We start from the raw sequence: 26,211 nt of genomic DNA on the forward strand, positions 1-26,211 counted from the left end.
CGGACCAGGACCTCGTAGAAGACGGCGCGTTTGAACCACTCGGGATCGCGGTCCTTGGCCGGGGTGTCCTCGAACGTATCCGGGACGGGCTCGTTCACCATCATGCGGGAGACCCCTCGTTCCTGGGCGCGGGGCCGACGGCGAGCACATGGGCCGCTCCGGGCTCCAGGCGCACGTAGTTGACGCTGCCCCAGTGGTAGGTCTCGCCGGTGAGCTCGTCGCGCACCGGTACGGAGTCGTCGTCACGCAGGCCGAGTCGTGGCATGTCCAACGAGACCGTCGCCTCCTGGGCGTGGTGGGGGTCCAGGTTCGCCACGACCACGACGGTGTCGTCACCCGTGCGTTTGCTGTAGGCGATCAGGGCGTCGTTGTCGGCTCGGTGGAAACTCAGGTTCCTGAGTTCCTGAAGGGCCTTGTGGTGGCGCCTGATCCGGTTCAGCTCCGTGATCAGCGGCGCGATCGTCCCGCCGGTGCGCTCGGCGGACTCCCAGTCGCGGGGCCGCAGTTGGTACTTCTCGGAGTCCAGGTACTCCTCGCTGCCCGCCCTGACCGCGGCGTTCTCGCACAGCTCGTATCCGGCGTACATCCCCCACGACGGCGAGAGGGTGGCGGCGAGGACGGCACGCACCTCGAAGGCGGGCCGGCCGCCGTGCTGGAGGTACTCGGGGAGGATGTCCGGCGTGTTCACGAAGAAGTTGGGTCGCATGAACGCGGCTGTCTCACCCGCGAGTTCGCGGAGGTAGTCGGTCAGTTCCTGCTTGGTGTCGCGCCAGGTGAAGTAGGTGTACGACTGCTGGAAGCCGACCGCCGCGAGCCTCTGCATGACGGCGGGGCGGGTGAACGCCTCCGCCAGGAAGATCACGTCCGGGTCGGTGCGGTTGACCTCCGCGATGACCCGCTCCCAGAACACCACCGGCTTCGTGTGCGGGTTGTCGACGCGGAAGATCCGTACGCCGTGGTCCATCCAGAAGCGAAGCAGCCGCACGGTCTCGGAGACCAGCCCCGGCATGTCCTTGTCGAAGGAGATCGGGTAGATGTCCTGGTACTTCTTCGGCGGGTTCTCCGCGTACGCGATCGTGCCGTCCGGGCGGTGCTGGAACCACTCCGGATGCTTCTCCACCCAGGGGTGGTCGGGAGAGCACTGGAGCGCGAAGTCCAGCGCGATCTCCAGCCCCAGGCCCGCTGCCCGGCGTACGAACGCGTCGAAGTCGTCGATCGTGCCGAGGTCCGGGTGGACGGCGTCGTGGCCGCCCTCCGGGGAGCCGATCGCCCAGGGCACGCCCACGTCCGAACGGCTCGCGGACAGCGTGTTGTTGGGACCCTTGCGGTAGGTCGTCCCGATGGGATGGATCGGCGGCAGGTAGACGACGTCGAAGCCCATCTCGGCGATGGCGGGCAGCCGTTCGGCCGCGGTACGGAAGGTGCCGTGCGGCTGCTCGGGGGTGCCCTCGGAGCGGGGGAAGAACTCGTACCAGGAGCCGTACAGGGCCCGCTTCCGCTCCACGAGAAGGGGCAACGGCTGGGAGGCGGAGACCCGTTCACGCAGCGGGTGCCTCACCAGGACGGTGTCAGCCGCCGAGGCGAGGGCTGCCTCCAGACGCGCGGTGGGCGGCAGGGACTCGTCGCGAAGGGCGTCCGCCGCGGCGAGCACGGCCTCCCGGCCCGCCGCCTCGGGGACCCCGGAGGCAGCCCGCTCGTACAGCTCGGCGCCCTCCTCCAGCATCAGCCCGGTGTCGATACCGGCCGGGACCTTGATCCCGGCGGCGTGACGCCAGGCGGTCAGCGGATCGCGCCACGCCTCCACCGTGTAGGTCCAGTGGCCCGCTTCTCCCGGGGTGACGTGGGCGCCCCACCGGTCCGTGCCGGGGGCGAGTTCGCGCATCGGCGTCCACGGTCCGGGGCGGCCGCTCGGATCGCGCAGGACGACGTTGGCGGCGACCGCGTCATGGCCCTCGCCGAACACGGTGGCCGTGACCTCGAAGGTCTCGCCGCACACCGCTTTGGCCGGGCGCCTGCCGCGCTCGACGACCGGATGGACGTCCACGACCTGGACGTCTACGGCGTGCGGATCCACGGCAGGTACGCCGGACGAGCGGACGGCGTCGGAATCCGGACGGGCAGCCGCCGACGGCACGGTGGCCGGGCGGGTGGCCGTGGCCGACGTCGGCGCGGAGGCCGCGCGCGCACCGGCGACCGGCGTGCCGGCGACGATCGGCACGCTGATCGAGCGGCCCTTCCTGGCCGAGATGGCCAGGATGTCGAGCGCGCCTACATCCACCGCCGGAATGCTGCCGTTGTCCGGATTCACGTCCATGGGTTTCGCCTCCGCCGTCGTCGGGACAAGCCTGCGGTTTCAGATCCGCGTCGGAACACTTCGACGCGCCGGTGCCGTCAGGGACACCGGCCCACCGCCCGGCCCGGCCCGCGGTCCTGGGCACCTCGGGCCCTGGCCAGCGGGGAAACCGCACGCAGATAGCGCTCGGCGGCGTGCGCGGCCTCGCGCGCGCACCGCTTGCCCATCAGCACGCAGAGCGTGTATCCCGTGTTCTCGAAGTAGCCCCGCACCTTGTGGTCGGCGGGGGCCGCGAGCAGCAGACGTTCCCAGGCCCGGTACTGCTCCAGATGCCTGGCGACCTCGGCTTTGGCGGGCAGCAGCAGCTTCACGCTGGTCACCTTCCCACTCTCTCGAACACGCACGGCTCGCCCGGATGGCGAGTGAGGACCGTGCACGCAGGGACACCGACCCGTTACCGAGACCGATGCCCTCACCCATGGTGCCTGTGTGACCACCGAGCGTCTTGTTGGCTCTTCAACCACATTTGGAGCCGGTCTCGGGTTGCACGAATGGAGCAGCGCTCCCACTCTGGGATCTGACTCAGAAGCGATCAGCGCTCACGCTACGTGTTCGGGGCTCGTCCCGCAGGGGCGAGAAGCAGCGGAGCTTCGCCGGTGAGGAGCGAACGAAAATGAAAGCTGCGGTCCCCTGCTACTACCACCTCGACGTCGAGGTCAGCGCGGAACGAGTGGGACAGGTCAGGCGCATCCTGGCCGCCCACCTCCGGTACTGGAACCTCGAGAACCTCGTCGAGTCCGTCTGTCACTGCGCCCAAGCGCTGCTCCACACGATCGAGGAGCACGCGGCGGACAAGAACACGACCATCGAGATGTGGTGGAACGGCCAGCACCTCATCACCGCCGTCTCGGACAACAACCAGGACATCCGCCCGCACAACACCCCACAGGGCTGCCTCGCGCAGATCGCCGCCCTGAGCGACGGCTGGGGCTGCTGCGCCACCGGAGCCGGCGGCAAGATCATCTGGTTCTCGTGGCGGGCCCGGGCCGCCGAGCACGCCCCGCTGGTGCCGCCCGCACCCGCGCCCAGCCTGCGGGAGGCGCGCCGGATGCCCCGCGCGCTGCCCGTCCCGGCGCTCGCCGGATCCCGTGACAACCCCGGCATCGTGCTCGTCGGCTCGCATGACGAGGCCGAGCCCGCGATCGCCGTCGGGTGATCCCGTGAGGACAGGAAGGCCGTGATCGCCTTACGGTGATCACGTGCCTATCCGAACCGGCCGCCCCTATCCACTGGGCGCGGTATTCGACGGCGAAGGAACGAACTTCGCCCTGTTCACCGAAGTCGCCGAACGCGTCGATCTCGTACTGATCGACGCGTTGGGCGTTCCTCGCACCGTCACGCTCACCGAGGTCGACGGCTTCGTCTGGCACTGCTACCTGCCGGGAGTCGGGCCGGGGCAGCGCTACGGCTACCGGGTGCACGGGCCCTGGGACCCGGCCGCCGGACACCGCTGCAACCCGGCGAAGCTGCTGCTCGATCCGTACGCGAGAGCGGTCGACGGGCAGGCGGACAACGATGCCTCGCTCTTCGAGCGCGCGCCCGACGGACCCGATCCGGCGGACAGCGCCGGCCACACCCTGCTCGGCGTGGTGACCGACCCGTTCTTCGGCTGGGGCGACGACCGCCCGCCGATGCGACCGTACGCCGAGACGGTGATCTACGAGGCCCACGTGCGAGGTCTGACCCAGACGCACCCGGAGGTCCCCGCGGAACTGCGCGGCACCTACGCGGGGCTCGCCCATCCGGCGGTCATCGAGCACCTGACCTCGCTCGGAGTCACGGCGGTCGAGCTGATGCCGGTGCACCAGTTCGTCCAGGACGGCTTCCTGCGCGACCGGGGCCTGTCCAACTACTGGGGCTACAACACCATCGGCTTCTTCGCGCCGCACAACGCCTACGCGGCGCACGGCACACGCGGGGAGCAGGTCACCGAGTTCAAGTCGATGGTGAAGGCGCTGCACGCCGCCGGGCTCGAAGTGATCCTCGACGTCGTCTACAACCACACCGCCGAGGGCAACGAGAACGGCCCCACACTCTCCTTCCGCGGCATCGACAACTCCGCCTACTACCGCCTGGTGGAAGGCGATCCGGCGCACTACTACGACACCACCGGTACCGGCAACAGCCTCCTGATGCGGCACCCGAACGTGCTCCAGCTGATCATGGACTCACTGCGCTACTGGGTCACCGAGATGCACGTCGACGGCTTCCGCTTCGACCTCGCGGCCACCCTGGCACGGCAGTTCCACGAGGTGGACCGGCTCTCCGCGTTCTTCGACCTGATCCAGCAGGACCCGGTGGTCGGCCGGGTCAAACTGATCGCCGAGCCCTGGGACGTCGGCGAGGGCGGCTACCAGGTCGGCAACTTCCCGCCGCTGTGGTCGGAGTGGAACGGCAAGTACCGCGACAGCGTGCGGGACTTCTGGCGCTCAGGCGACCACACGCTCGGCGAGTTCGCCTCCCGGCTGACCGGCTCCTCCGACCTCTACCAGCACGACCGGCGCCGGCCCCGCGCCAGCATCAACTTCGTCACCGCGCACGACGGGTTCACCCTGCGCGACCTGGTCTCGTACAACGACAAGCACAACGAGGCCAACGGCGAGGGCAACCAGGACGGCGAGAGCACCAACCGCTCCTGGAACTGCGGCGCCGAGGGCCCCACCGACGACGAGGGGATCCTGGAACTCCGGGCCCGCCAGCAGCGCAACCTGCTCGCCACCCTGCTGCTGTCCCAGGGCATCCCGATGCTCGCGCACGGCGACGAACTGGGCCGCACCCAGCAGGGCAACAACAACGCCTACTGCCAGGACAACGAACTCTCCTGGATCGACTGGCGGTTGACCGAAGAACAGCGCGAACTCATGGACTTCACCCGACGCGCCATCGCGCTGCGCGCGGCCCACCCCGTCCTGCGCCGCCGCCGCTTCTTCCTCGGCGAGACCGCGACACACGAGCACCAGCCGCTGCCCGACCTGATGTGGCTGCGCCCCGACGCGCGCGAGATGACGGACGAGGACTGGCTGCGCCCCGACGCGCACACCGTCGCCGTCTTCCTCAACGGCGACGCGATCGCCGAGCCGGACCCGTACGGCGAACCGGTCGTCGACGACTCCTTCCTGCTGCTCCTCAACAGCTACTGGGAGCCGGTGACCTTCCGCCTCCCCGACACCACCTACGGCGAGCGGTGGACCGTACGGATCGACACCGCCGACCCGCAGGGACTGCCGGACGAGTCGGAACGCAAGGCGGGCACCGACGTCAGCGTCGAGGGGCGCAGCCTCCTGCTGCTCTCCCGGCCCCATCGCAGCGAGCGGGCACGGGACCGGCCCGTGTCCTGACCTACTGGACGGCGGCACGCGTGCCAGAATTGCCCCGTGGATCGGGGGATCCTGGAGCGCGACCACGAGCTCGCCCAACTGGCAGCCGCCGCGCGGGAAGCGGCCGACGGCGCCGGCTCCGTGGCGCTCGTCTTCGGAGAGGCCGGGATCGGCAAGTCCAGCCTGGTGAAGGCGCTTCCGAAGGTCCTGCACCCCGACGTACGCGTGCTGTTGGGGGAGTGCGACGACCTCACCACACGCCGGCCGCTCGGTCCCTTCCGCGATCTCGCCGCGAGTGTCGGCCCGGAACTGGCGGGCGTACTCCCCGAGGGTGGTGACCGTCATCTGGTGTACGACGCCCTGCGGGCGGAGCTGAGCCGGGCGCCGCATCCTGCGGTACTCGTCGTCGAGGACGTGCACTGGGCGGACGAGGCATCGCTGGACGTCCTTCGGTTCCTCGTCCGGCGCGTGGAGCGGCTGCCCGCGGTACTGGTCCTGACCTACCGGGACGACGAGTTGGGCCGCGAGCATCCACTGCGGCACCTGCTCGGCCAGGTGTCCCGCGCGGAACGGGTGCACCGGCTGCCGCTCTCCCGGCTGTCCCCGGACGCCGTACGCCGGCTCAGCGCCACCAGCGACCTGGATCCGGCGCGGGTGTACCAAGTGACCTCGGGCAACCCCTTCTTCGTGGCCGAGGTGGTGGCTGCCGGCGGCACCGGCGGTGTGCCGCCGACCGTGGTGGACGCCGTACTGGCGCGGCTGCGCGGTCTTGACGACACCACGCGTGACGCTCTGGAACAGCTCGCCGTGGTGCCCTCCGCCGTGGAACGATCCCTGGTCCGGGCTCTGTTGGCGGACGACGTCGCCGAGCTGGCGGCGGCCGAGCAGCGCGGTCTGATGGTGGTCACCCCGGAACGGGCCGGATTCCGGCACGAGTTGATCCGCCGGGCCGTCGTCGACTCGCTGCCGGCCGCGCGACGGATCGAGCTGAACCGGAGCGTGCTCGCCGCGCTCGTCGCCGCGCCCGGCTCCGACGCCTCCCGGATCGTCCATCACGCCGCGCAGGCCGGCGACCTGGACGCGATCGCCCGGCACGGCCCCGGCGCCGCACACGACGCCTCCCGCGCGGGCGCCCACCGCGAAGCAGCCGCCCATCTCAGGCTCGTACTCCGTCAGCGTGACCGGCTCACCCCCACGGAACTCGCCGGCCTCCTCGAGCGCTACGCGGTGGAGAGCTACACCATCGCCGACTCCGTGGCCGCCGTCGACGCGGAGCGGGAGGCGGTCGCGCTGCGCCGGTCCCTGGGGGACGCGCGGGCGCTCGGCGCGGACCTGCGGTGGCTGTCGCGGATCCAGTGGTGGGCCGGTGACGCCGAGGAGGCGCGGTCGGCCGCCAGAGAGGCCATCGCGGTACTGGAGGGGGCGGGCGACGACCGGCTGCTCGCGCTCGCCCTGAGCAACACCGCCCAGCTGCACATGCTGTCCGACCAGCACGCGCGGGCGATCGCGTTCGGCGAGCGGGCCATCGACCTGGCCCGCCGGGCCGGCGCCGACGAGATCCTCGCGCACGCCCTCAACAACGTGGGCTCCGCACGCTGGCGGGCCGGCGACCCGCTGGGACGGGCGCAGGTCGAGGAGAGCCTGAAGGTGGCGCTCGCCGCCGGCGAGGTCGAACACGCCTGCCGCGCCTACGCCAACATCATCTGGAGTCTGCTGGAGAACCTGGAGTACGCCGAGGCCGACCGCTTCCTGGCCCCGGCCGTGGAACTGGCCGACCGGGCGGAACACCTGGGCTTCCTCAACTACCTCAACGTCGAACTGGCCATGCGCCGGCTCGCGGCCGGAGCCTGGGACGAAGCGGAGAGGCACGCGGAGGCCGGCGCCCACGACTTCGTGCCCGCCCGCTGCCCCGCGCTGACCGTGCTGGGCCGGGTACGGGTGCGCCGCGGCCGGGACGGCGGCGACGAACTGCTCACGCAGGCCTGGGAGATCGCGGTGCGCAGCAGGGAACTCCAGCGTACCGGGCCGGTCGCCGCGGCCCGCGCGGAGTCGGCCTGGCTGCGCGGCGACCACGCGGCGGTGGCGGCCGTGGCGCGAGAGACGTTCGCGGAGGCCTGCCGGCTGGACGCGGCGGCGCACCGGGCCGAACTCGGATACTGGCTCGCCAAGGCCGGACACGACGTTCCCGCGGACGGTTCGCGGCATCCATACGCGCTGCAGACCGCGGGGCGCCGGCGCGAGGCGGCGCTGCTCTGGGAGGCGGCCGGATGCCCCTACGAGCACGCCGCCGCCCTCGCCGAGAGCCCGGACCCCGAGGACAAGCTCACCGCGCTCGCCGCCCTGGACGCGCTCGGCGCGGGTCCGCTCGCCCAACTGGTCCGCGGGGAGCTGCGCGCACTCGGCACGCGTCGCATCCCGCGGGGCCCGCTCGCGGCGACCCGGGACAATCCCGCGGGCCTCACCGAACGCCAGTTGCAGGTCATGGGACTTGTGGCGCAGGGGATGACGAACACCGAGATCGCCGACCGCCTCGTGGTGTCGGTGCGCACGGTCGACAACCACGTCTCCGCCGTCCTGGACAAGCTCGGCGTCCGCAGCCGCCGTCAGGCCGCCGCCCGTGCCGTGCAACTGGGCATGCTGCCCCGCCGGTGAAACGTAGGTAGCCGCCGGGCGCGAGGTAGGTGGCGGGCACGGATGTCCACGTAACGGGACCTTCGCATAGAACAGACGTATCGGATCCGAACGGGTCCGTCAGAAGGGGAGCGGGCGGGGGCCCGGCAGGGGTGCCCGCGACCGGTCCCCGGTTTCACGGGGGATGCTCATGTCCATCACGACCGCACAGGCGGCAAGGCAGGAACTCAACGGATTCAAGGGACAGTTGATCGGCCCGGACGACCCCGGGTACGACGTGGCCCGCAAGGTGTACAACGGGATGATCGACCGGTGGCCCGCCCTCGTGGCGCGCTGCGCGAGTACCGACGACATCGCACAGGTGGTGGGCTTCGCCCGCGACCACGGTCTGCTGCTCGCGGTCCGCGGCGGCGGCCATCACGGAGCGGGCCTGGGGACCTGCGACGGGGGAGTGGTCCTGGACCTCTCCCCGCTCAACGAGGTCGAGGTCGACCCGCAGGCGCGCACGGTGCGGGTCGGGGGCGGCTGCGTCTGGGGCGAGGTCGACCGTGCCACTCACGAGTACGGCCTGGCCACACCGAGCGGCATCATCTCCACGACGGGGGTCGGTGGCATCGCCCTGGGCGGCGGCCTCGGCCACCTCACCCGCAAGTACGGGCTGACGATCGACAACATCCTGGAGGCCGACCTCGTTCTCGCGAACGGCGAGCAGGTGCGCGCGAGCGCCGACGAGAACACCGACCTCTACTGGGCGATCCGCGGGGGCGGCGGCAACTTCGGCGTCGTCAGGTCGTTCCTCTTCAGGCTGCACGAGGTCAGCACCGTGGTGGCGGGGCCCACCTTCTGGCCCGTCGAACTCACCGCCGAAGTCCTGCCCGTCTACCGGGACTTCATCTCGAACGCACCCCGCGAACTGAACGCCTTCTTCATGGTCGGTTCCGTCCCGCCGGGGCCGCCCTTCCCCGAGGCACTCCATCTGCGCAAGGTCTGCGGCGTCGTGTGGTGCTACGTCGGGGACGACACGGACGAGGCCGCACGGCAGATGGCGCCGTTCCTCGACGCGCTGCCCCAGCCGCTGCTGCACGGTCCCGCGCCGATGCCCTACCCCGCACTCCAGTCGGCCTTCGACACGGTGTACCCGCCCGCCGACCAGTGGTACTGGCGCGCGGACTTCGTCAACGAGATCCCGGGCGACGCGGTCGAACTGCACGCCAAGTTCGGCGCGGAACTGCCGACATGGAAGTCGACGGCGCACCTCTACCCCATCGACGGCGCGGTCCACGACCACGCCTCGGCGGACACCGCGTGGAGCTACCGCGACGCCCGCTGGGCATCCGTCTACGCCGGCGTCGACCCCGACCCGGCCAACGCGGGCCTCATCAAACGGTGGACGGTCGACTACTTCGACGCCCTGCACCCGTTCTCCGCGGGCGGGGCCTACGTGAACATGATGATGGACGAGGGCCAGGAGCGCGTGTGGGCCAGCTATCGGGACAACTACGCACGCCTGGCCCGCATCAAGGCCGACCACGACCCCGGCAACCTGTTCTGCCTCAACCAGAACATCGAACCGGCGTCGGGGTCCTGACCGTCACCGCTTGAGGGCGACACCGCCGTGGACGTCCGTGGGCTCGGGCGACGTACCGGGCTCCGGACGCCACAGCGGGCAGGACACGATGCCCGGCTCCACCAGTTCCAGGCCCTCGTAGTAGGCGGTGACCTGCTCGGGGCTGCGCAGCACGTACGGGACGGCGCCGGTGTCGTCGTAGCCCTGCTGGGCCTCCTTGAGGGCGGCGTCGGTGTCGGTGCTGTCGTAGTGCACGAAGTAGCTGCCGGAGGGCAGGGCGCCCTGGAGGCGGCGGACGATCGACTTGGCCTCCTCGTAGTCCTGGATGTGGCCGAGGATGCCCATGAGCATCAGCGCGACCGGCTGGTCGAAGTCCAGTATCTTGCCCGCCGCCTCGATGATCCTCTCGGGCTCGTGCAGGTCGGCGTCGATGTAGTTCGTGACGCCCTCGGGTGTGCTGGTCAGCAGGGCCTGGGCGTGACGGAGCACCAGAGGGTCGTTGTCCACGTAGACGATGCGCGACTCGGGAGCGATGCGCTGGGCGACCTGGTGGGTGTTGTCGTACGAGGGGAGGCCGGTGCCGATGTCGAGGAACTGGCGGATGCCGAGTTCGCCGGCGACGAAGGTCACCGTGCGGATCAGGTAGTCACGGGAGGCTCGGGCCATCGTCTCGATGTTCGGGGCGACTTCGCGGTACGCGTCGCCCGCCTCCCGGTCGACCTCGTAGTTGTCCTTCCCGCCCATCCAGTAGTTCCAGATGCGGGCCGAGTGCGGCACCGTGGTGTCGATCTTGGACAATGCCTCTTGGTCGGGGGTGGGCCGGCCGTCTGCCATGGAATATCTCCTACCGTTACCGTGCGTCACGCGGTCTGTCGCCAACCTATCGTCAACGTCTGTGTACAGCGCCTGAGTTGGGCGCGCGGCGGAGCGGGGCCGGGAACCGGCGGGCCCACCTCCTCCGCGTCGAGGGTCACTACGGGGGCGTGCTCGGCCAGGGTGCGGAACGCCCGCTCATAGGCGCTGACCGCCTCGGTGTCGTCCACCGCGCCCGTCACATGGACGAGTGCGCCGTCGCGTTCGGCGACCGCCTCGGCGAAGTCGATCGCCTGGATCCAGGTCACCCGGGAACGCCCTCGGCGCAGTGGTCCGTAGACGAGCTCGTGGATGAGACCGCCCTCGACGGCCAACCTGCCCGGAGAGTCCAGGAGTTCGCGGTAGGGGCGGATCGGGTCCACATGGTGGAGGTGACCGCGCGAGCGCCGGATCATGAATCCATGGCGGGTCAGCCGGTCGGTCAGGCCGCTTCTGCCGATGCCGTCGGGGCCCTCGACGACCAGTGTCCGGCACTGGCTGAGAGCCTGGTGGAGGAGCATCCCCGCACCCACTCCCTCCGCAGGACGACAGACTTCCCCAGTGTGGAGGGGACAACCCGCACGGCGGGAGGGTGCGTGCGGGTTGTCCGGTTGTGCGGCCGTAGTGGCGGGCTCGCGGGCGCCGCGGCGCCGGTGCTACGGCGGAAGGGGCGCGCCTCAGGTGGTGAGGCGCAGAGGTGGCGTGCCTCAGGCGATCAGGAAGTCCGCCTGGCCCGACTTGGCACCCTGGAGGAACGAGACCATCTCGTCCCGGGAGTAGACCAGGGCCGGACCTTCCGGATCCCTGGACTGACGAAAGGCGACGCTGCCGTCGGGCAGGCGCTTGGCCTCGACGCAACTCCCGCCGTTGGTACCGCTCCAGGGCTTCTCCCAGCCCTCGGTACCCAGGTCGACCGCCGGCATTCCGCTGTTGATGGGGCCCATGGATTCCATGGATCACAACTCCTTACGCAGTTCACCCAGGATGGTCCTGGTTCGAGCGACCGGCTCCGCCTGCACGGACATCCGGTCCAGTACTTCCAGATAGCTGACGACGTCGTCGGGACGGTCCACGTAGACCGCGCCGGCGAGGCTCTCGGTGTAGATGACGTCGGGCAGTTCGGAGAAGCCGAAGCGGAAGTGGTGGAACGGCCCGAACGCGCCAGGGTGCGCCCCCACCCCGAAGCGCATGATCTGGATCCGGACCTTCGGCATGTCCAGGACCTCCTGGAGGTGGTCGATCTGGGCCCGCATCACCTCGGCCCCGCCCACCGGGCGGCGCAGCACCGTCTCCTCCAGAATGGCCCAGACCGCGGGCGCGTCCGGCTTGGCGAGCAGGTCCTGGCGCTTGACGCGCAGGTCGACCCGGCGGGCGATGTCCTCCTTCGACTCGTTCGGGAAGCCGACCCGCATGAGGGCGGTGACGTAGTCGTACGTCTGCAACAGGCCGGGAACGTAGTGGGGTTCGTAGAGACGGATGACGCTGGCTTCGCTCTCCAGGCTCACGTAGGCGCTGAACCACTCCGGCAGCACGTCGCGGTACTTGTACCACCAGCCCGGCTGGTTCGCCTCCCTGGCCATGGCGAGGAAGTCGTCGATCTCCGCGGCCGGGACCCCGTAGGTGTGCAGCAACTCCCGCACGTACGGGATGCGGAGTCCGACCTCGGCCTTCTCGATCCTGCGGACCGTGAGCGGGGTGACCTCGATGGCGCGTGCCGCGTCCTCGAACGACACCCCGGCCGTTTCCCGCAGTTGCCTCAGCCGCTTGCCGAGGACCATCCGCAGGACCGTGGGTGCGCTGCCGCCAGAGCGGTTCTCGCTCACGTCCTACCTCCCGGTACGGCAATCACAGCGAGCAGTGTGCCACGCGGTCGATGACAGAGACAGAGCGATGCGGATCGTTCTGAAATTATCAGAACGCAGGTTGCATGCTGAGTGTGTAGGCCACCATAGTGATCGAGTGACCTGTCGCACCGTCAGCGGGGCGGAAGGTCAACTGCGTGCGGCCGTGCGGGACTTGTTCCATCGGGTGCGGCTACGGACGGACGCAGCCGCACGCGACCGTGATGCGAGACCGGGATGGCCACCGTGACCGACGGACAATCGAGAAACCCGGGCAGGACCCCCGCGGGGGCGAACAAGGCGCTGGCGGCCGCCCTCAAGGACGCCGCCTGCTCCTACGCCTCACTCGCCCTGCGGGTCAACGAACTGGGCCGCCGTCAGGGCGCCGACTCCCACTACGACAAGGCTTCGGTCACCCGCTGGCTCCAGGGCCAGCAACCTCGGGGAACCACTCCCGAGTTGATCGCCGCCGTGCTGTCCGAGCGACTCGGCCGCGCCGTGTCGCCCGCGGACGTAGGTTTCCTCCCCGATCAGCAGCGTCCGGTCGCGGGCCGGGCGCTGGTCTATGGCGAAGACGTGGCAGAGACCCTTCACACCCTGGCCGAGCTGGGGTCCACCGACATCTCCCGCCGCAGCCTCCTCGGCTCGGTCCCCTTCGTCGCGGGCGCGCTGGCGACCCCGCAGCGTGACTGGCTGCTCTGGCTGTTGGAGCACCAGGACGCCGACCGGCCGAACCTGTCGGCGCGCGGCGGACCGGCCGAACAGGTGCACGCGATGATCGCCATGTTCGACCAGATGGACAACCAGTACGGCGGCGGCGGCGTGCGCACGAGCATCGTCCACTACCTCACCACCGAGGTCGTCCCGATGCTCCAGAGGCGCGGCACACCGCCGCAGTTGCGCCGCCAGTTGTACGCCGCCGCCGCGCGCCTCGCCGCGATGGCCGGCTGGAGCTCGTACGACGCGGGGGAGTACGGCCTCGCGCAGCGCTACATGATCCAGGCGCTGCGCCTGTGCGCCGAGGGGCAGGACCGGGTCCTCGGCGGCCAGATCCTGGCCGGGCTCTCCCATCTGGCCACCAATCTCGGGCGCCCGGACGAGGGGGTGGCCCTGGCCCGGGCCGGTCTCGCCACCGCCAGGGACTCGGGGAGCCCTCTCGGTCTGATGCGGCTGTACGCGATGTCGGCGCGCGGACACGCCGCCCTGAACCGGCCCGGAGAGGCCACCGAGGCGCTGCGCCTTGCGGAGCGGCAGCTGGCCGTGAGCCGCGGAGCCGCGCAGGAGTCGGTGTGGGTGCGCTACCTCGACCACCACTATCTCCAGGCCGAGTCCGCGCTCTGTTTCCGTGATCTCGGACTCGGCGCGCAGGCGGAGCGCACCGCGAGCGAGTCGCTGAGCGCCAACGCCGACCGGCGCAGACGCCAGGCCATCAGCCGCTCCGTGCTGGCCACCGCCCACCTCCAGCAGGGCCGCCTCGACGAGGCGCTCGGCACCGCCACCCAGGCGCTCGACACGCTGAGCACCGTGCACAGCGAACGGTCGATCCAAGCCCTGCGCGACTTCCGCGGGCGGCTGGAGTCCCGTCGGCACGAGGCCGTCGTGCAGGAGTTCGAACACAGGGCCCGTCCGGTGCTGGGAGCGGTGGCATGACGGGCGTCAGCGGTGTCTTAGCGCCCCGCGAAACCCGCGACCCCCGCGAAACCCGCGAAACCTGCGAACCCCGTGAACCCCTCGAACCCCGCGAACCTCTCGCGGTCCTTCGTCTCTCAGTAGCCGTCGGGAGACGGCGCGTTCTGGGCGCGGTCCACGGGGACATGGGCTCCGGAGATGCCGCTCGACCAGTCGGACAGCAGGAAGGCGACCACGCGGGCGACCTCGTCGGGCGTGACCGGCTCGCCGCCCGGGAACTCCGCCGCGACGAACTCGGCGAACGCCTCGGGGTCCTCCCGCCGCATACGGTCCCAGCGCTTGCCGGGGATGAGCATCGACCCGGGGGAGACGGCGTTCACCCGGATCGCGTCCGGGCCCAGTTCCCGGGCGAGCGACGCCGCCAGGTGGATCTGCGCGGACTTCGCGACGCCGTACTGGACGGGCGGGCCGGGCTTCCAGCCGGAGATCGACGAGATCACCACGACCGAGCCGCCGCCCGCGGCACGCAGGTGCGGGACCGCGGCCCGCACCAGCCGCACGGTGTGGCCGACGTTCACTTCCCAGGTCGCCGTCCAGTCCGCGGCGTCCGCCTCTTCGAAGGCGCCCCCGCGAGACCCGCCCGCACAGGCCACCACCCCATCGAGGCCGCCGAAACGTTTCGTCGAGGCCGCGACGAAGGCCTCCAGCCGGCCGGGTTCCGTGACGTCGAGCGGCTGGGTGAACAGCGGAGTGTCCAGCGAGCCGGCCAGCGCCGCCAGGCCGTGCGGGTCCCGCGCGCAGGTCGCCACGCGTGCGCCCTCGGCGGCCAGCAGCCGCACGATCCGCTCGCCGAGCCCTCTGCTGCCGCCGGTGACCAGTACGCGCTTTCCCCGCACCCCGGGCCATCCGGTGGCACCGCTCGGGTGCGCGGCTGCCCCGGACCCGCTGACGTTCCTCACGCGATCGAACATACATCCCATGCCACTACGGGCCCGCAACCGGACAACCCCGATTACCCCTGGTCACTCCCCTGCTCCGGCGTGTTGGCTGCACGGGCAGCCACCCAGACCGTCCCCCACCGTGCTGCACCAGAAGGAGGATCGATGACGGTGTCCAGGGCGCATCGCCACGGGCCGTCGCCCTCACTGGCACATGACCCGGCGGACGGTCGGACGCCGACGGGGAGGATCAGGCCCGCCGAGGCCGCGGGGACGCAGACACCGCCGCCGTCTCCCGCAATCCCCGCGCGAAGGACCCATCTGCTGCGGACGACCGTCCCCGCCCACCCGTCCCGCGCGTCAGGCGTGCGGACCATGGTCGCCGAGTATCTGTTACGCCTGCGCCTGCCGCCCGACTGCGTCGACAACGCTGTCCTCGCGACCGGCGAACTGTTCGCCAACGCCATCAGGCACGGCAGCTCCGGAGCGGCCGACGCGGTCACCGTCACCATCGAGTGCACCCGGCGCGACCTGCGCGTGACGGTCGCCGACCGCTCGTCCGCCCTGCCATGTCCGCGTACGGCGGACCGGGCCGAGGAGTCGGGACGCGGACTGGCCATCGTGACCGCGCTGGCCGACGACTGGGGGATCGCGCCGCCCGAAGCCGGCACCACGGGCAAGAGGGTGTGGTTCACCCTGGCGTTTCAGGGAGCGCGATGAAAGGCCACCCAGGGGGCCTCGCCGCCGGCGGTCACGCGCCACGGGACCGGGTGGCGGGCCGCGGGATGGTGCCGGCGCTCGCGACGGCGCTCGCCGGTGAACTGGAGCGCAGGGCCGGCGAGGAGCATCGTCTGATGCGGCAGGCCAGGGCGAACCCCGTGCCGCAGTGCCGCCGTGCCATAAACGAGTGCCGAGGAGCCAACGCCGCAGCCCTGCGGACGATCGTCGACCACCATGGTTGGCCGGCCGCCGACGTCGTCGGCGCCCCCGCCTCTACGGCGGCCCTCATGATCCTCCTGCACTCCACGGACCTCGACTTCCAGCTGATGTGCCGCGACCTGATAGCGCAGGCGGCGGCGGACGGGCGCTGTCCCGCCCTGCACCACGCCTACATCGCCGACCACTGCGCGGTCGAACAGGGGCAGCCGCAGTTCTACGGCACCCGCGTCGACCCCGCGACCTTCCGCCCGTATCCGGTCCGCCGTCCGCAGACCCTTGACGAGCGCCGCCGCGATGTCGGCCTCGGCCCGCTCGACGAGCAGATGAGGACCCTGCGCGCCGGCGCGTGAGACACCGCGGAACGTGATGTACGGCACGTGGCGGATCGTCGGCGAGCCCGCCCCGGAAAGGTTCTGGCTGCGCACGGCTTGATCGCCGATCAAGGAGGGCGAAACGCCTGGCTACGGCATGTCCCGCTCATTTGACACTGCGTTGAGGGCACAGATAGGAAACAGCTCTCTGAGGTGGAGAGGTGAACTGTGCGCGAGCCGAACGTGGTCGAGGACTGGCAGGAGTACGACGAACGTGCCGGCCTGCGGGTCCGCGTCCACGGCCTGGAGAAGGCGGACCCCCCGCGAGGCCGGGACGACGCCGCGGAGGAACTCAGCTACTTCCGATTCCGTGTCACCGTCGAAAACCGCACGAGTGAGCGTTTCGGTATCCACCTCGAGGACGGCCAGGTCGACGTCCGCGTCGGTGACGACGGCGAGAGCGCGTTCATGGACTGGCGGAACTCACAGTTCATCGAGGGGTTCGACGTCTATCCGCTGCGCCGGGCCACCGCCGTGCTGTACGCCGCTTGCCCCGACACCCGGCTGACCCGGGTGGACATCCAGATCCAGCTGAAGGTCGACGAGGAGTGGACCGAGCGGTTTCTGTGGGCGGGCGGGATCGAGCCGTACGAGCTTCCCGTGGACGCCGGTGAGCGTCCCGGCACGGGCAGGGAGAGCCTCGCCTGCCAGGTGAGCAACTTTCTGCGGAAGGAAGCGGAGTCGTGAACCGTCTCAGTGTTCCGCGGCCGGGTTTCCCTCGACCCACTGGATGAGGAGTTGCCGCACGTAGGGGTTGCCCTCCTGTGAGGCGTGGGCCAGCCGCTCGGAACTCACCCGCGCGGCCCGCCAGGCGGCCGGGGTGTCCTCCTCGTGCGCGTGGTCCGCGGCGGCCAGCGCGTCGGCGGCCAGGCCCCGCAGCTCCTCGGACAGGTCGTCGTCGGCGGCGGCCCGGTAGGCCTCCAGCCGCAGCGCCGACATGTCACGGGGCGCGTCGGGCGGCAGCGCGAGGGGCTGGGCGTAACCGCTGACGGCTATGACGACACAGAAGGTGGCGACGTCGCGACGGCTCTCCCGCTGGCCCTTCGCGATGGCGGGCGCGAGCCAGGACGGGGCACGCCAGTGCGAGACCGACGTGGCCACGAGCAGGGTGACGGCCAGCAGTACGAAGGGGACCCAGCCACCCAGGAAGTAGCCGATCGGTCCGAGCACCAGGAAGCAGACCGCGCTGAGCATCCAGATGCGACGGCGGCCGAGTCTCAGGTGTCGGGGATCCATAGGTTTCAGTGTCGCAGGAGCGCCTGTTCCGGAGTGAGGGGGCGGGTGATTTCTCGCAGGGTTCCCGCCCCACCAGGTACGTCCGGGTCAGGACAGCTTGCGGCCCACCCCGCCGTACGCGTCGACGGACGGCTCGGCGTCCGCGGAACCCTCGGAGTCGGCACGCCAGTCGGTGACCGGGGCGATGCCGGGCTCCACCAGTTCGAGCCCCTCGAAGAAGCCGCCGATCTCCTCGACGCTGCGCACGTAGTACGGCACGGCGCCGCTGGAGTTGTACGCGTCGGAGGCCGCGATCATGCCCTCGCTCGTGGCGGTGCTGTCACTGATCACGAGGTGACTGCCCGCCGGGAGGCCGGCCATCACCTGGGACACCAGCCCGCGTGCCCGCTCGTAGTCGGCGACGTGGCCGAGGGTGTTGAGGATCATCAGGGCGACCGGCTGCGAGAGGTCGAGCGTGGCCTCGGCGGCCTTCAGGATGGCCTCCGGGTCGTACAGGTCGGCGTCGAGATACGCCGTCTTGCCCTCGGGGGTGCTGGTGAGCAGCGCGCGGGCGTGCGCGAGCACCATGGGGTCGTTGTCGACGTACACGATCCGGCTGTCCGGGGCGAGTCGCTGTGCCACCTCGTGGGTGTTGTCGGCGGTCGGCAGCCCGGTGCCGATGTCCAGGAACTGGCGGATGCCCTGCTCCTCGACCAGATAGCGCACCGCGCGGCCCAGGAAGCGGCGGCTGGAGAGTGCCACGTCGACCAGCCCGGGGAAGATCTCCTTGATGTGGTCGCCGATCTCGCGGTCGACCTCGTAGTTGTCCTTGCCGCCGACGAAGTAGTTCCAGAAGCGCGCGGAGTGCGGCTTGGTGGTGTCGATCCGGGCACGTATCTCTGCGGCGGCTGCGAACTGGGGGTCGGGCTCAGACACGGGGGCGCCTCCTGCGCGGCGTAATCAATGGGCTAGACGTCAACCTAGACGTTCGAACCCGGCCCACGCTCCGCTTCGGCTCCCCAACTTGTCACCTGCGTACGGGTTCCGGCCAAGTGCCGCATGCTGTCGGCCACTTCGAAGTGACGTACGGGCCGCCGGTCCCGGGAGGACCTCGCAGCTAGGGCAGCAGTTTGTCGAGGGCCGCGGGTCCCTCCGCCGCCAGCTTGCGCTCGGCCCGTGCGAGGTTCTCCGGGGTGACATCCAAGCCCGCGGCGAGCACCAGATCCTCGGGGGTCACATCGCCCTCGGAGCCGGTGTGCAGCAGGTCGTCGGGGGTCGTCGTGTCGTCGGACGGCGAGGACGCGTCGGGCTGGCTGGTTGACATGATCTCTCCCTGTTCCACCTGATCTCCTCTCACGCTACGGGCTTTCCGCGCGGCTCGCGCGACGCGTTCCGCCCGGTACGGCTCGGCTGGTCCGGCGGGGCCGTGGCCCCGTTCGGGCGTACAACGATGTCGCCCGGCGGCCGCCGAGGTGATGGTGGAGGGACACCCACAGCCCCACCTATCGATCGGAGCTTGCTATGCGTTTCCGTCTGATGGCCGCCACCGGGTTGGCGAGCACGGCCCTGCTGTTCACGGCCGGCACCGCCGTGGCCGACCCCGACCCGACCGGTGTCGCCGCGGACAGCCCCGGCGTCCTGTCGGGCAACGTCGTCCAGATCCCGCTCGACCTCGACCTCAACCTCTGCGGCGACTCCATCAACGTGGTGGGGCTCCTGAACCCGGCCACCGGGAACGAGTGCGAGAACCGCTGACGCGAGGGCGGCGCCGGGCGGGCTCTGCCTGCCCGGCGCCGCCTTGTCGGTTCCGGCACCGGGGGAGGTGCCGCAGGGGGATGGGGGAGGCATGGAGGATGCATGCGGGCGGCGTGGCGGCGTGGTGGGAGGGGCGCGGGAGGGGTCTCCTGACGTGTCGCCGTACGTGTCGCCGTACGTGTCGCCGTACGTGTCGCCGTACGTGTGACCGCGGATGTCGCGGTGAGGGTGAGGCGCCGTGTGCCGGGCGTGCGGAAGACCGGTGTCACGGCACGTGCGCAACTGTCCTCTGCTGGACGGTGAGTTGACGCCTGGCGTCCATACATTGGTCTGTACATGCCCGTCGTGGGAGGCCAGACTGTGCGCCGAAACAAGCGCCCCCCCACCGAGGAGCAGACCACATGCGCATGCCCGTCCGGCAACGTTGTCACGCGGCCCTGGCCGGTGTCGTCACGCTCGCCACGGCCGCCGTCCTGACCGTCTCCGCCACCGCGCCCGCCGCTGCCGCCGACACCTGGACCGAGGTGGGCTCGGACCGCGCCGACCCGCTGTCCGAGAGCCAGGGCCTGACCTCCGTCGAGGTCCCGGCCGGCAGCCCGAACCGCTACACCGGGGTCGGCACGATTCCCTTCGACGTCTACTCCCGCGGCTGGAACCACGTCGGCGACCCGGACGCCTCCTACAACGGCTACTACGTCGAGCCGTACCAGGCCGACGGCGGCAACGCCAAGATGTTCCGGGTGCAGGCGCCGGGCGGCGCGTGGTCGGAGTACGTCCACACGCTCAACTCCGGGGAGGCGCTCAACAACTCCTGGGTCGCCGTCACACCGGGCGGCTCGTGGATGGTGAACGGCGAGTACGGCACGATGACCAGGTTCCTGGTGTTCCCCACCCCGGGCGTGAACCCGAGCACCTCGCCCTCGGCGAACCTCCCGCAGGCATCCACCATCACCCTCGATCACGCCGTACGTGACGTGCAGGGCTGCGACTTCGTCACCTCCACGCGGCTGCTGTGCTCCTCCGACGACCCGGCCGGCACGCTCTTCGGCATCACCAAACCGCTTCTCCAGGTCGACCTGTCCGCCGAGCCGAACGGCACCGCGAACGTGACCGGCCATGTCACGGCGCTGCGGCAACTCCCGTTGCGCAGCGGCTGCTCGGGGACCTTCGAGTCGGAGGGCATCGACTACGACCGGCGCACCGCGACCCTGCGCGTGATCGTCATCTCGCCCGGCTTCTGCGTCCTGACCGACAGCAAGACGTACAAGTTCACCAAGAGCTGAGCCACACCGCCGGGGGTGTCCGGGCAAGCGCGGGCCCGACTGCCTGGATTTAAGCCAGGCTTCGCCCCGCCACCACCTCGGGCACCCCCGGCACGGCCACCCTCGCTCATACTGTGGGCCGACTTCCGCGCGGACTCGCGAACGGACCGAAGCGGACCCGTGAACGGACCGAAAGGGATGGCCCACCCATGACCGGATGGCGTACCTCCGCCGCTGCCGCCACACTCGCCTGCACCGCCGCGCTGGCCTGCGCCGCGGGCGTCCTCGCGACACCCGCGGGGGCGCTCGACGCATCCGGGGGCGCGGGGGAGCGGCATCGGCCCAAGCCCAGGACCTTCGACCTCCAGGCGCACCGCGGTGGACTCGGACTGCGGCCGGAGAGCACGCTCGCCTCCTTCGCCAACGGCCTCAGGACCGGCGTGAGCACCCTGGAGCTGGACGTCCAGATCACCAAGGACCGCCAGGCGGTGGTGACCCACGACCGGCGTGTCAACGGCGCCAAGTGCAAGGACACTTCGCCGGTCGTCCCGGGCGACCCGCAGTACCCCTACGTCGGCAAGTACGTGAACACCCTCACCCTCGCCCAGGTCAGGACCCTGGACTGCGGCTCGCTCACGCTGCCCGACTTCCCCGAGCAGGTGGCCGCGCCCGGCGCCAGGATGCCGTTGCTCCGTGAGGTGTTCGCGCTGGTGAGGAGCTACCGCGCGTACGACGTGAAGCTCAACGTCGAGACGAAGGTGGAGGCGGGCGCACCCGCCGAGACCGCACCGCGCGAGCAGTTCGTGGAGGTGACCGCCCGGGAGGTCCGCCGGGCCCGCATGCTGCGCCAGGTCACCGTCCAGAGCTTCGACTGGGGCGCGCTGATGGCGATGCGGGAGACCGAGCCGCGGCTGCCGCTGGTGGCACTCGACAACAAGGACTTCCTCCAGGTCGGCAAGCCCGGCGCCTCCCCGTGGCTCGGCGGCATCGACATCGACGACTTCGGCGGCGATCCGCTCAGGGCGGTCAAGTCCTTCGGGGCGAGCGCCTATTCGCCGGTCCACGGCAGCCCGCAGAACGGCAAGGTCACCGACGCCGGATACGTGCCCTACGTCACCGCCCGGATGGTCGGCGACGCGCACCGGCTCGGCCTCAAGGTGATCCCCTGGACCGTCGACGACCCGGCGACCATGAACAAGCTCATCGACGACGGCGTGGACGGACTGATCACCGACTACCCGGACCGGCTGCGAACCCCTGCTGGCCCAGCGAGGCTTCGAACTGCCCAGGCGATACCGGTAGTTCTACGGTCGAAGGACAACACTCCGTCCGTCGGAACCTGAACGGCCATAACTCCGACGGCGGCGCCGAAAAGGCCAGGACTCCATTGGAGTTGCGGGGCTACTCCTTCGACGCTTCCGTCAGGAGAGCCAGCCGGTCGACCCCGAACCGGGAGGCAGAGCCCGGGAGTTGGGGACCGAGGGGGCCTGAGGTCTCGAAAGGAGACCCGCGGAGGCGGGATCGGCGTTGACGATCCAGTCGAGCTCGCGCTGGAGCCGGTGGGCCTCGGTGCGGACCTGGAGCGGTATGTCGCCGCGCTCGGATATCAGTTGGGCGTAGATCGGTGCGTCGTGCACGGTTGGTGCTTCTCCTCGGGGTCGGTGCCTCGCCTCTAAGGTAAGGCCGCGGCGTCGCCGCGGGACTCATCCTCTCAGTTCGGACAGAACCGGAGACACCCGATCAAGGAGTGACACGTTCACCTGACCACGAAGAGCGGGCCGGACCCGAGGTTCCCCTCCGGTCCGGCCCGGCTGCCCGAACGGCCCTCTTGCGAAGGTACGTTCGATCAGATGTAGCCTTCGCGAAGGGCATAGGCCACGGCGTGTGCGCGGTTGCGTAAGTGCAGCCGAGTGGTTAGCCCGTGCATGACATTCTTGACCGTGCGTTCGGAGTAGGACAGCTTGCTCGCTATCTCCCCGGTGTCCAGTCCCTCGGCCACCAGCCTCAGGACATCGATCTCACGCGGTAACAGACCGGAGAGCGGGGCGCCGGACTGGCCCGTCGCGCCGCGCTGGAGTGAACCCACCTGAGTGATGAGGCGTCCCAGGAGATCCGCGGGCAGGTCGCCGTCGCCCCGAGAGGCCGCGAGCACGGCCTGCACCAGCCGGTGCGCACTGGCCTCGTGGCGCCAGACGATCGCCCCGACCCCGCACTCGATGACATCGAGGAGCTCGGCCTCCCGGATCGTGCCCACCACCAGCACGGCGCGCGCTCCGTCACCGCGCACCAGCTGGCGCAGCCGCGCGAGCGTGCTCTCGTCCGGTGTCTCGCTCACCAGGACGGCGACCGTGCCGGGGCCGGCCGCCACGTCGTCGAGGAGATCGATCACCGGCTGCCGCGCCACCAGGCCGCGTACCCCGGCCCGGGAGATCGGGTCCGGTGCGTGGACCACCACGGGTATCCGGCCTCTGGAATCCGCTTCGCCCGTCCCGGTGGGCGGGTGTGACGCGCCCGCGTCGGGGGGCCGTTGTGAGCTGCGCAACCGTTACTCCCAAGTCCGCGTGCCGGTGGCCCCCGTGCCGTCAGTGACTGATCGGCCTGGCACAGCCTTCTGTGCCCGGTGTACCCGCGCAATCGTGGAGCACCACGAGACGCACCACGAGATCGATCATGAGACGCCGACAAAAGGAGGCATCGATGTGCGAACTCGGACCACTGCGTGAACGCCGGGAAGCCGTGGAGCTGGTGGCGGCCGAGGCGGATCGCGCCCAGGCCGGGTCCGGCCGCCTCGTGCTGCTCCGCGGGGCGTCCGGAACCGGCCGCACCGCCCTCCTGGAAGCGGTCGCCGCGCAGGCACAGACCCGCGGCGTGCGGGTGCTGCGTGCCCGCTGCGCGCCCGACGACGACGCGGTTCCCTTCTCCGCCGTCCTCAGGCTGCTGTCCTCGGAGACCGAACCCGTGAACGCCGCCGAGCCCCGTCCGGACCACGGCGCCCCCTCGTACGACAGGACGTACGCCGCACAGCTGTGGAACCGGCTCCGCGCCTACGCCTCCGACGCGCCCCTCCTGGTGGCCGTGGACGACATCCACTTCGCCGACGGGTCCTCACGCCGCTGGCTCGTCGACGCCGCCCGGCGGATCGACACACTGCCTCTCCTGCTCATCGTGACCGAGCGCTGCCAGTACGACATCGACCCGCCCTCGGAGGGCCTGGCGCACACGCTCTCACCCACCCTCGTACGCACCCACACGCTCTCCCCGCTGAGCGCCAACGCCGCCGCGGAGCTGGTCCGTTCGGAGACCGGGACGGCGGAACAGGGGTGGGTGGACGACTGCGTACGGGCCGGCGCGGGCAGTCCGCTGCTGCTGCGCGCCCTGCTGGACGATCTCCGCGCGAAGGACCCGGACGATCCGCTGCCCGAATCCGTGCCGGAGACCTGCGCGGCCCTCTACCCGGGCGCCTACCCGGCAGCCGTCTCGTGGTGGCTGGACAGCGCCGGGCCCGCGACCGCCGGTGTCGCCCGCGCCCTCGCGGCCCTCGACGACGACGCCCTGGACGACGGGCAGGCCGAGGGCACGGCCGAACTGCTCGCCCGGATGGCGGGAGTCGACCCCGCGAGGGTGCCGGGCTGGCTCACCGCGATGACCCGCCTCGGGCTACTGTGCCGCGACGAGGACGGGCGGCCCCGCTACGCCCACCCCCTGCTGCGGGACGCGGTGTTGAGCGGCTGGCCGAGCGTCCGACGGCAGGCGGCCCACCGTACGGCGGCCGAGGTGATGCTCAGCCGCGGCGACCACGCCGAGGCGGTGGCAGGGCAACTGCTGCGGACTCCCGCGGTCGGCCCGGGCGCGGAGTGGGCCGTGGCCGTGCTCCTGGACGCCGCCACCGTCGCGGTCCGGCACGGCAGAACCGGTGACGCGGTGTCCTACCTGCGCCGGACGCTGGAGGAGCCGCTGACGCCCAGCCGCCGTGCCACGGTCCTCACGGAGCTGGGATCCCTGGAGTTCGCCGTCGCGCGCTCCTCGGCGGGGATACCGCGGCTCGCCGAGGCGACAAGGCTGCCGGGGATGCCCGAGGACCGGGCGCGCGCCGCGGTCGCGCTGGGTACGGCGCTGGCCCTGCGGGGCGAGGCGCGCGCCGCGGTCGACGCGCTCCGCGGCCTGGACGGGCAGCTGGCCGACCACCCCGATCTGATCCGGCTCCTGCAGAACGCCTCCGCACTGCTGTCCGACCATGACCAGACGGTCAGACAGGAGGCCTACCGGTGGCTGTACGAAACCGCCGAACGGTCGCCGCATCTCATCGGGACGGCCGGGCGGGCACTGCTGGTGCGCCACGAGTCGACGGCGGCCCACATCTCGGCGGCCACGGCGATGACACGGATGCGCGCGCTCCTCGACGAACCCACCGACCCGCTCGCGGAACCCTTCCTGCTGGGCACGGCCGCCGCCGTCGCGCAGTGGGCCGACGAACCGGACGAGGCCGAACGGCTGGTGTCGCGCGGACTGGCCGTACAGCGACCTTTATTGCTGCACCCCATGAATCCGGCACTGCTGAACGTGCGGGCGGACATCGCCGCGGTCCGGGGAGCGTACGCGGATCTGCTGGCCGACCCCGCCGCCTGGCAGGTCACCGAACCCCGTCACGCGCGGACCGACCCGGCCAACGCGCACGCGCACGCCGTGATCGCCCTGGTCGAGACAGGACGTATCCCGGAGGCCGCCCGCCTCGCGGACAGCTTCGATCTCCGCGACGCGCGCGAATCCTGGGAACTCAACCGGTTCCTTTACGCGCGGGGCGTGTTGCGGTCCGCGTCGGGTGATCAGGCCGGCGCGCTCAGCGACTTCCTGGAATGCGGGCGCCGGCAGACGGCCCGCGACGTGGTGAGCCCGGTCGTCACGCCCTGGCGGAGCGCGGCCGCCGACTGCCGCGTCGCGCTCGGACGTCCGCAGGAGGCCCTCGCCCTGGCCCGCGAGGAGATGCGGCTCGCGCTGGTGTGGAACACCCCCCGGCTGGTGGGCCGGGCGATGCGGGGGCTCGCCACGGCGACCGGAGGCAGACGAGGTCTGGAACTCGCGGCGAGAGCCGTCCACCTGCTCCGCGACGCCTCCGCGTGGACCGAGCTGATCCCCGCCCTCATCGCGCAGGGGCGGCAGCTCTCCGCGTCCGGTGACCGGGCACGCGCGCGGGAGGCGCTGCGGGAGGCGGCCGAGCGAGCGGAACGGCTGGGCGCGGTGCGCATGCGGGCCCTCGCGCAGGAGGCGCTGCCCGAGCCACGTTCACGGGGCGCCGCGACGGCGCTCACCGGCTGGGCCGCGCTGACCGGCAGCGAACGCCGCATCGCCGCCCTCGCCGCCGACGGGCGGACGAACACCGAGATCGCGGAGCTCCTGCACCTGGCCCGGCGCACCGTCGAGACCCACCTCACCAGCTCCTACCGCAAGCTGGGCATCCGCCGCAGGGCGGAACTCCCCGCCGCGATGGGCGAGCGGGAGGCCGGGCCGGTACGGGGCGGCTGAGGCGCGGGAGCGCGTGCCGCC

General features: G+C 71.1%; 24 protein-coding genes. 12 read left to right on the forward strand and 12 right to left on the reverse strand.

Features of this window, described 5'->3' with window-relative positions:
- Nucleotides 1-100 precede the first annotated feature (100 nt).
- On the reverse strand, nucleotides 101-2,314 hold the full coding sequence (locus ACIP79_RS39220; RefSeq protein ID WP_401231932.1) for an alpha-1,4-glucan--maltose-1-phosphate maltosyltransferase: 2,214 nt from the start codon (nucleotides 2,312-2,314) through the stop codon (nucleotides 101-103).
- 77 nt (nucleotides 2,315-2,391) lie between these two features.
- Nucleotides 2,392-2,658 (reverse strand): DUF5133 domain-containing protein, encoded by a 267-nt coding sequence (locus tag ACIP79_RS39225; protein WP_383689532.1) that lies wholly within the window; start codon nucleotides 2,656-2,658, stop codon nucleotides 2,392-2,394.
- A 308-nt stretch (nucleotides 2,659-2,966) separates the two neighbouring features.
- Between ACIP79_RS39225 and ACIP79_RS39230 the strand changes: the two genes are divergently transcribed.
- From ACIP79_RS39230 to ACIP79_RS39245, 4 genes are all read left to right on the forward strand, one after another.
- Nucleotides 2,967-3,509 carry a pep a2 gene (locus tag ACIP79_RS39230; protein ID WP_383689528.1) on the forward strand — a complete coding sequence of 181 codons (543 nt, stop codon included), beginning with the start codon at nucleotides 2,967-2,969 and terminating at the stop codon, nucleotides 3,507-3,509.
- Between the two features lie 49 nt (nucleotides 3,510-3,558).
- Nucleotides 3,559-5,691, forward strand: a complete 2,133-nt coding sequence (gene glgX, locus ACIP79_RS39235) for a glycogen debranching protein GlgX (protein ID WP_401232263.1) — start codon at nucleotides 3,559-3,561, stop codon at nucleotides 5,689-5,691.
- A gap of 36 nt (nucleotides 5,692-5,727) precedes the next feature.
- Nucleotides 5,728-8,322 carry an AAA family ATPase gene (locus tag ACIP79_RS39240; RefSeq protein WP_401231934.1) on the forward strand — a complete coding sequence of 865 codons (2,595 nt, stop codon included), beginning with the start codon at nucleotides 5,728-5,730 and terminating at the stop codon, nucleotides 8,320-8,322.
- A gap of 169 nt (nucleotides 8,323-8,491) precedes the next feature.
- Nucleotides 8,492-9,889, forward strand: coding sequence for an FAD-binding oxidoreductase (locus ACIP79_RS39245; RefSeq protein WP_401231936.1), 1,398 nt, complete (start codon nucleotides 8,492-8,494; stop codon nucleotides 9,887-9,889).
- Between the two features lie 3 nt (nucleotides 9,890-9,892).
- Here the strand turns inward: ACIP79_RS39245 and ACIP79_RS39250 are convergent, their stop codons facing one another.
- The 4 genes from ACIP79_RS39250 to ACIP79_RS39265 form a co-directional block, all read right to left on the reverse strand.
- Nucleotides 9,893-10,702, reverse strand: a complete 810-nt coding sequence (locus ACIP79_RS39250) for an SAM-dependent methyltransferase (RefSeq protein WP_401231939.1) — start codon at nucleotides 10,700-10,702, stop codon at nucleotides 9,893-9,895.
- 26 nt (nucleotides 10,703-10,728) lie between these two features.
- Complete coding sequence (locus tag ACIP79_RS39255; protein WP_401231942.1) at nucleotides 10,729-11,241, reverse strand: hypothetical protein; 513 nt, start codon at nucleotides 11,239-11,241, stop codon at nucleotides 10,729-10,731.
- Between the two features lie 186 nt (nucleotides 11,242-11,427).
- The gene (locus ACIP79_RS39260; RefSeq protein ID WP_383687693.1) at nucleotides 11,428-11,673 is read right to left on the reverse strand and encodes a DUF397 domain-containing protein; all 246 of its coding nucleotides are present in this window, start codon (nucleotides 11,671-11,673) and stop codon (nucleotides 11,428-11,430) included.
- Nucleotides 11,674-11,676: 3 nt separating this feature from the next.
- Nucleotides 11,677-12,543 (reverse strand): helix-turn-helix domain-containing protein, encoded by an 867-nt coding sequence (locus ACIP79_RS39265; protein WP_383687692.1) that lies wholly within the window; start codon nucleotides 12,541-12,543, stop codon nucleotides 11,677-11,679.
- Between the two features lie 255 nt (nucleotides 12,544-12,798).
- On the opposite strand from ACIP79_RS39265, the gene ACIP79_RS39270 reads away from it, so the two are divergent.
- On the forward strand, nucleotides 12,799-14,211 hold the full coding sequence (locus tag ACIP79_RS39270) for a hypothetical protein (protein WP_401231945.1): 1,413 nt from the start codon (nucleotides 12,799-12,801) through the stop codon (nucleotides 14,209-14,211).
- 116 nt (nucleotides 14,212-14,327) lie between these two features.
- On the opposite strand, the gene ACIP79_RS39275 is transcribed toward ACIP79_RS39270, so the two are convergent.
- Nucleotides 14,328-15,149: an SDR family NAD(P)-dependent oxidoreductase gene (locus tag ACIP79_RS39275; RefSeq protein WP_401231948.1), complete on the reverse strand. Its 822-nt coding sequence runs from the start codon at nucleotides 15,147-15,149 to the stop codon at nucleotides 14,328-14,330.
- A 303-nt stretch (nucleotides 15,150-15,452) separates the two neighbouring features.
- Between ACIP79_RS39275 and ACIP79_RS39280 the strand changes: the two genes are divergently transcribed.
- From ACIP79_RS39280 to ACIP79_RS39290, 3 genes are all read left to right on the forward strand, one after another.
- On the forward strand, nucleotides 15,453-15,848 hold the full coding sequence (locus tag ACIP79_RS39280) for an ATP-binding protein (RefSeq protein ID WP_401232266.1): 396 nt from the start codon (nucleotides 15,453-15,455) through the stop codon (nucleotides 15,846-15,848).
- Between the two features lie 65 nt (nucleotides 15,849-15,913).
- Nucleotides 15,914-16,417 (forward strand): DUF6624 domain-containing protein, encoded by a 504-nt coding sequence (locus ACIP79_RS39285; RefSeq protein ID WP_401232269.1) that lies wholly within the window; start codon nucleotides 15,914-15,916, stop codon nucleotides 16,415-16,417.
- A gap of 189 nt (nucleotides 16,418-16,606) precedes the next feature.
- Nucleotides 16,607-17,125 (forward strand): hypothetical protein, encoded by a 519-nt coding sequence (locus tag ACIP79_RS39290; RefSeq protein ID WP_401231950.1) that lies wholly within the window; start codon nucleotides 16,607-16,609, stop codon nucleotides 17,123-17,125.
- 6 nt (nucleotides 17,126-17,131) lie between these two features.
- On the opposite strand, the gene ACIP79_RS39295 is transcribed toward ACIP79_RS39290, so the two are convergent.
- The 3 genes from ACIP79_RS39295 to ACIP79_RS39305 all read right to left on the reverse strand — a co-directional run bounded on the left by ACIP79_RS39295 (nucleotide 17,132) and on the right by ACIP79_RS39305 (nucleotide 18,977).
- Nucleotides 17,132-17,674 (reverse strand): hypothetical protein, encoded by a 543-nt coding sequence (locus tag ACIP79_RS39295; RefSeq protein ID WP_401231953.1) that lies wholly within the window; start codon nucleotides 17,672-17,674, stop codon nucleotides 17,132-17,134.
- 87 nt (nucleotides 17,675-17,761) lie between these two features.
- The gene (locus ACIP79_RS39300; protein WP_401231956.1) at nucleotides 17,762-18,589 is read right to left on the reverse strand and encodes an SAM-dependent methyltransferase; all 828 of its coding nucleotides are present in this window, start codon (nucleotides 18,587-18,589) and stop codon (nucleotides 17,762-17,764) included.
- A 181-nt stretch (nucleotides 18,590-18,770) separates the two neighbouring features.
- On the reverse strand, nucleotides 18,771-18,977 hold the full coding sequence (locus tag ACIP79_RS39305) for a hypothetical protein (protein ID WP_383688379.1): 207 nt from the start codon (nucleotides 18,975-18,977) through the stop codon (nucleotides 18,771-18,773).
- A gap of 197 nt (nucleotides 18,978-19,174) precedes the next feature.
- On the opposite strand from ACIP79_RS39305, the gene ACIP79_RS39310 reads away from it, so the two are divergent.
- From ACIP79_RS39310 to ACIP79_RS39320, 3 genes are all read left to right on the forward strand, one after another.
- Nucleotides 19,175-19,408, forward strand: a complete 234-nt coding sequence (locus tag ACIP79_RS39310) for a chaplin (RefSeq protein WP_387184539.1) — start codon at nucleotides 19,175-19,177, stop codon at nucleotides 19,406-19,408.
- 401 nt (nucleotides 19,409-19,809) lie between these two features.
- Nucleotides 19,810-20,691 carry a hypothetical protein gene (locus ACIP79_RS39315; RefSeq protein WP_401231959.1) on the forward strand — a complete coding sequence of 294 codons (882 nt, stop codon included), beginning with the start codon at nucleotides 19,810-19,812 and terminating at the stop codon, nucleotides 20,689-20,691.
- 188 nt (nucleotides 20,692-20,879) lie between these two features.
- The gene (locus ACIP79_RS39320) at nucleotides 20,880-22,013 is read left to right on the forward strand and encodes a glycerophosphodiester phosphodiesterase family protein (RefSeq protein ID WP_401231962.1); all 1,134 of its coding nucleotides are present in this window, start codon (nucleotides 20,880-20,882) and stop codon (nucleotides 22,011-22,013) included.
- 78 nt (nucleotides 22,014-22,091) lie between these two features.
- On the opposite strand, the gene ACIP79_RS39325 is transcribed toward ACIP79_RS39320, so the two are convergent.
- Together ACIP79_RS39325 and ACIP79_RS39330 are read right to left on the reverse strand one after the other, a co-directional pair.
- Nucleotides 22,092-22,307: a hypothetical protein gene (locus ACIP79_RS39325; protein WP_383688375.1), complete on the reverse strand. Its 216-nt coding sequence runs from the start codon at nucleotides 22,305-22,307 to the stop codon at nucleotides 22,092-22,094.
- Nucleotides 22,308-22,516: 209 nt separating this feature from the next.
- Nucleotides 22,517-23,212, reverse strand: coding sequence for a LuxR C-terminal-related transcriptional regulator (locus ACIP79_RS39330; RefSeq protein WP_387184532.1), 696 nt, complete (start codon nucleotides 23,210-23,212; stop codon nucleotides 22,517-22,519).
- A gap of 155 nt (nucleotides 23,213-23,367) precedes the next feature.
- Between ACIP79_RS39330 and ACIP79_RS39335 the strand changes: the two genes are divergently transcribed.
- Nucleotides 23,368-26,190, forward strand: coding sequence for an AAA family ATPase (locus ACIP79_RS39335; protein ID WP_401231965.1), 2,823 nt, complete (start codon nucleotides 23,368-23,370; stop codon nucleotides 26,188-26,190).
- Nucleotides 26,191-26,211 lie beyond the last annotated feature (21 nt).

The organism is Streptomyces sp. NPDC088747, assembly GCF_044751025.1.
In the GTDB taxonomy this organism is placed as follows: Bacteria; Actinomycetota; Actinomycetes; order Streptomycetales; family Streptomycetaceae; genus Streptomyces.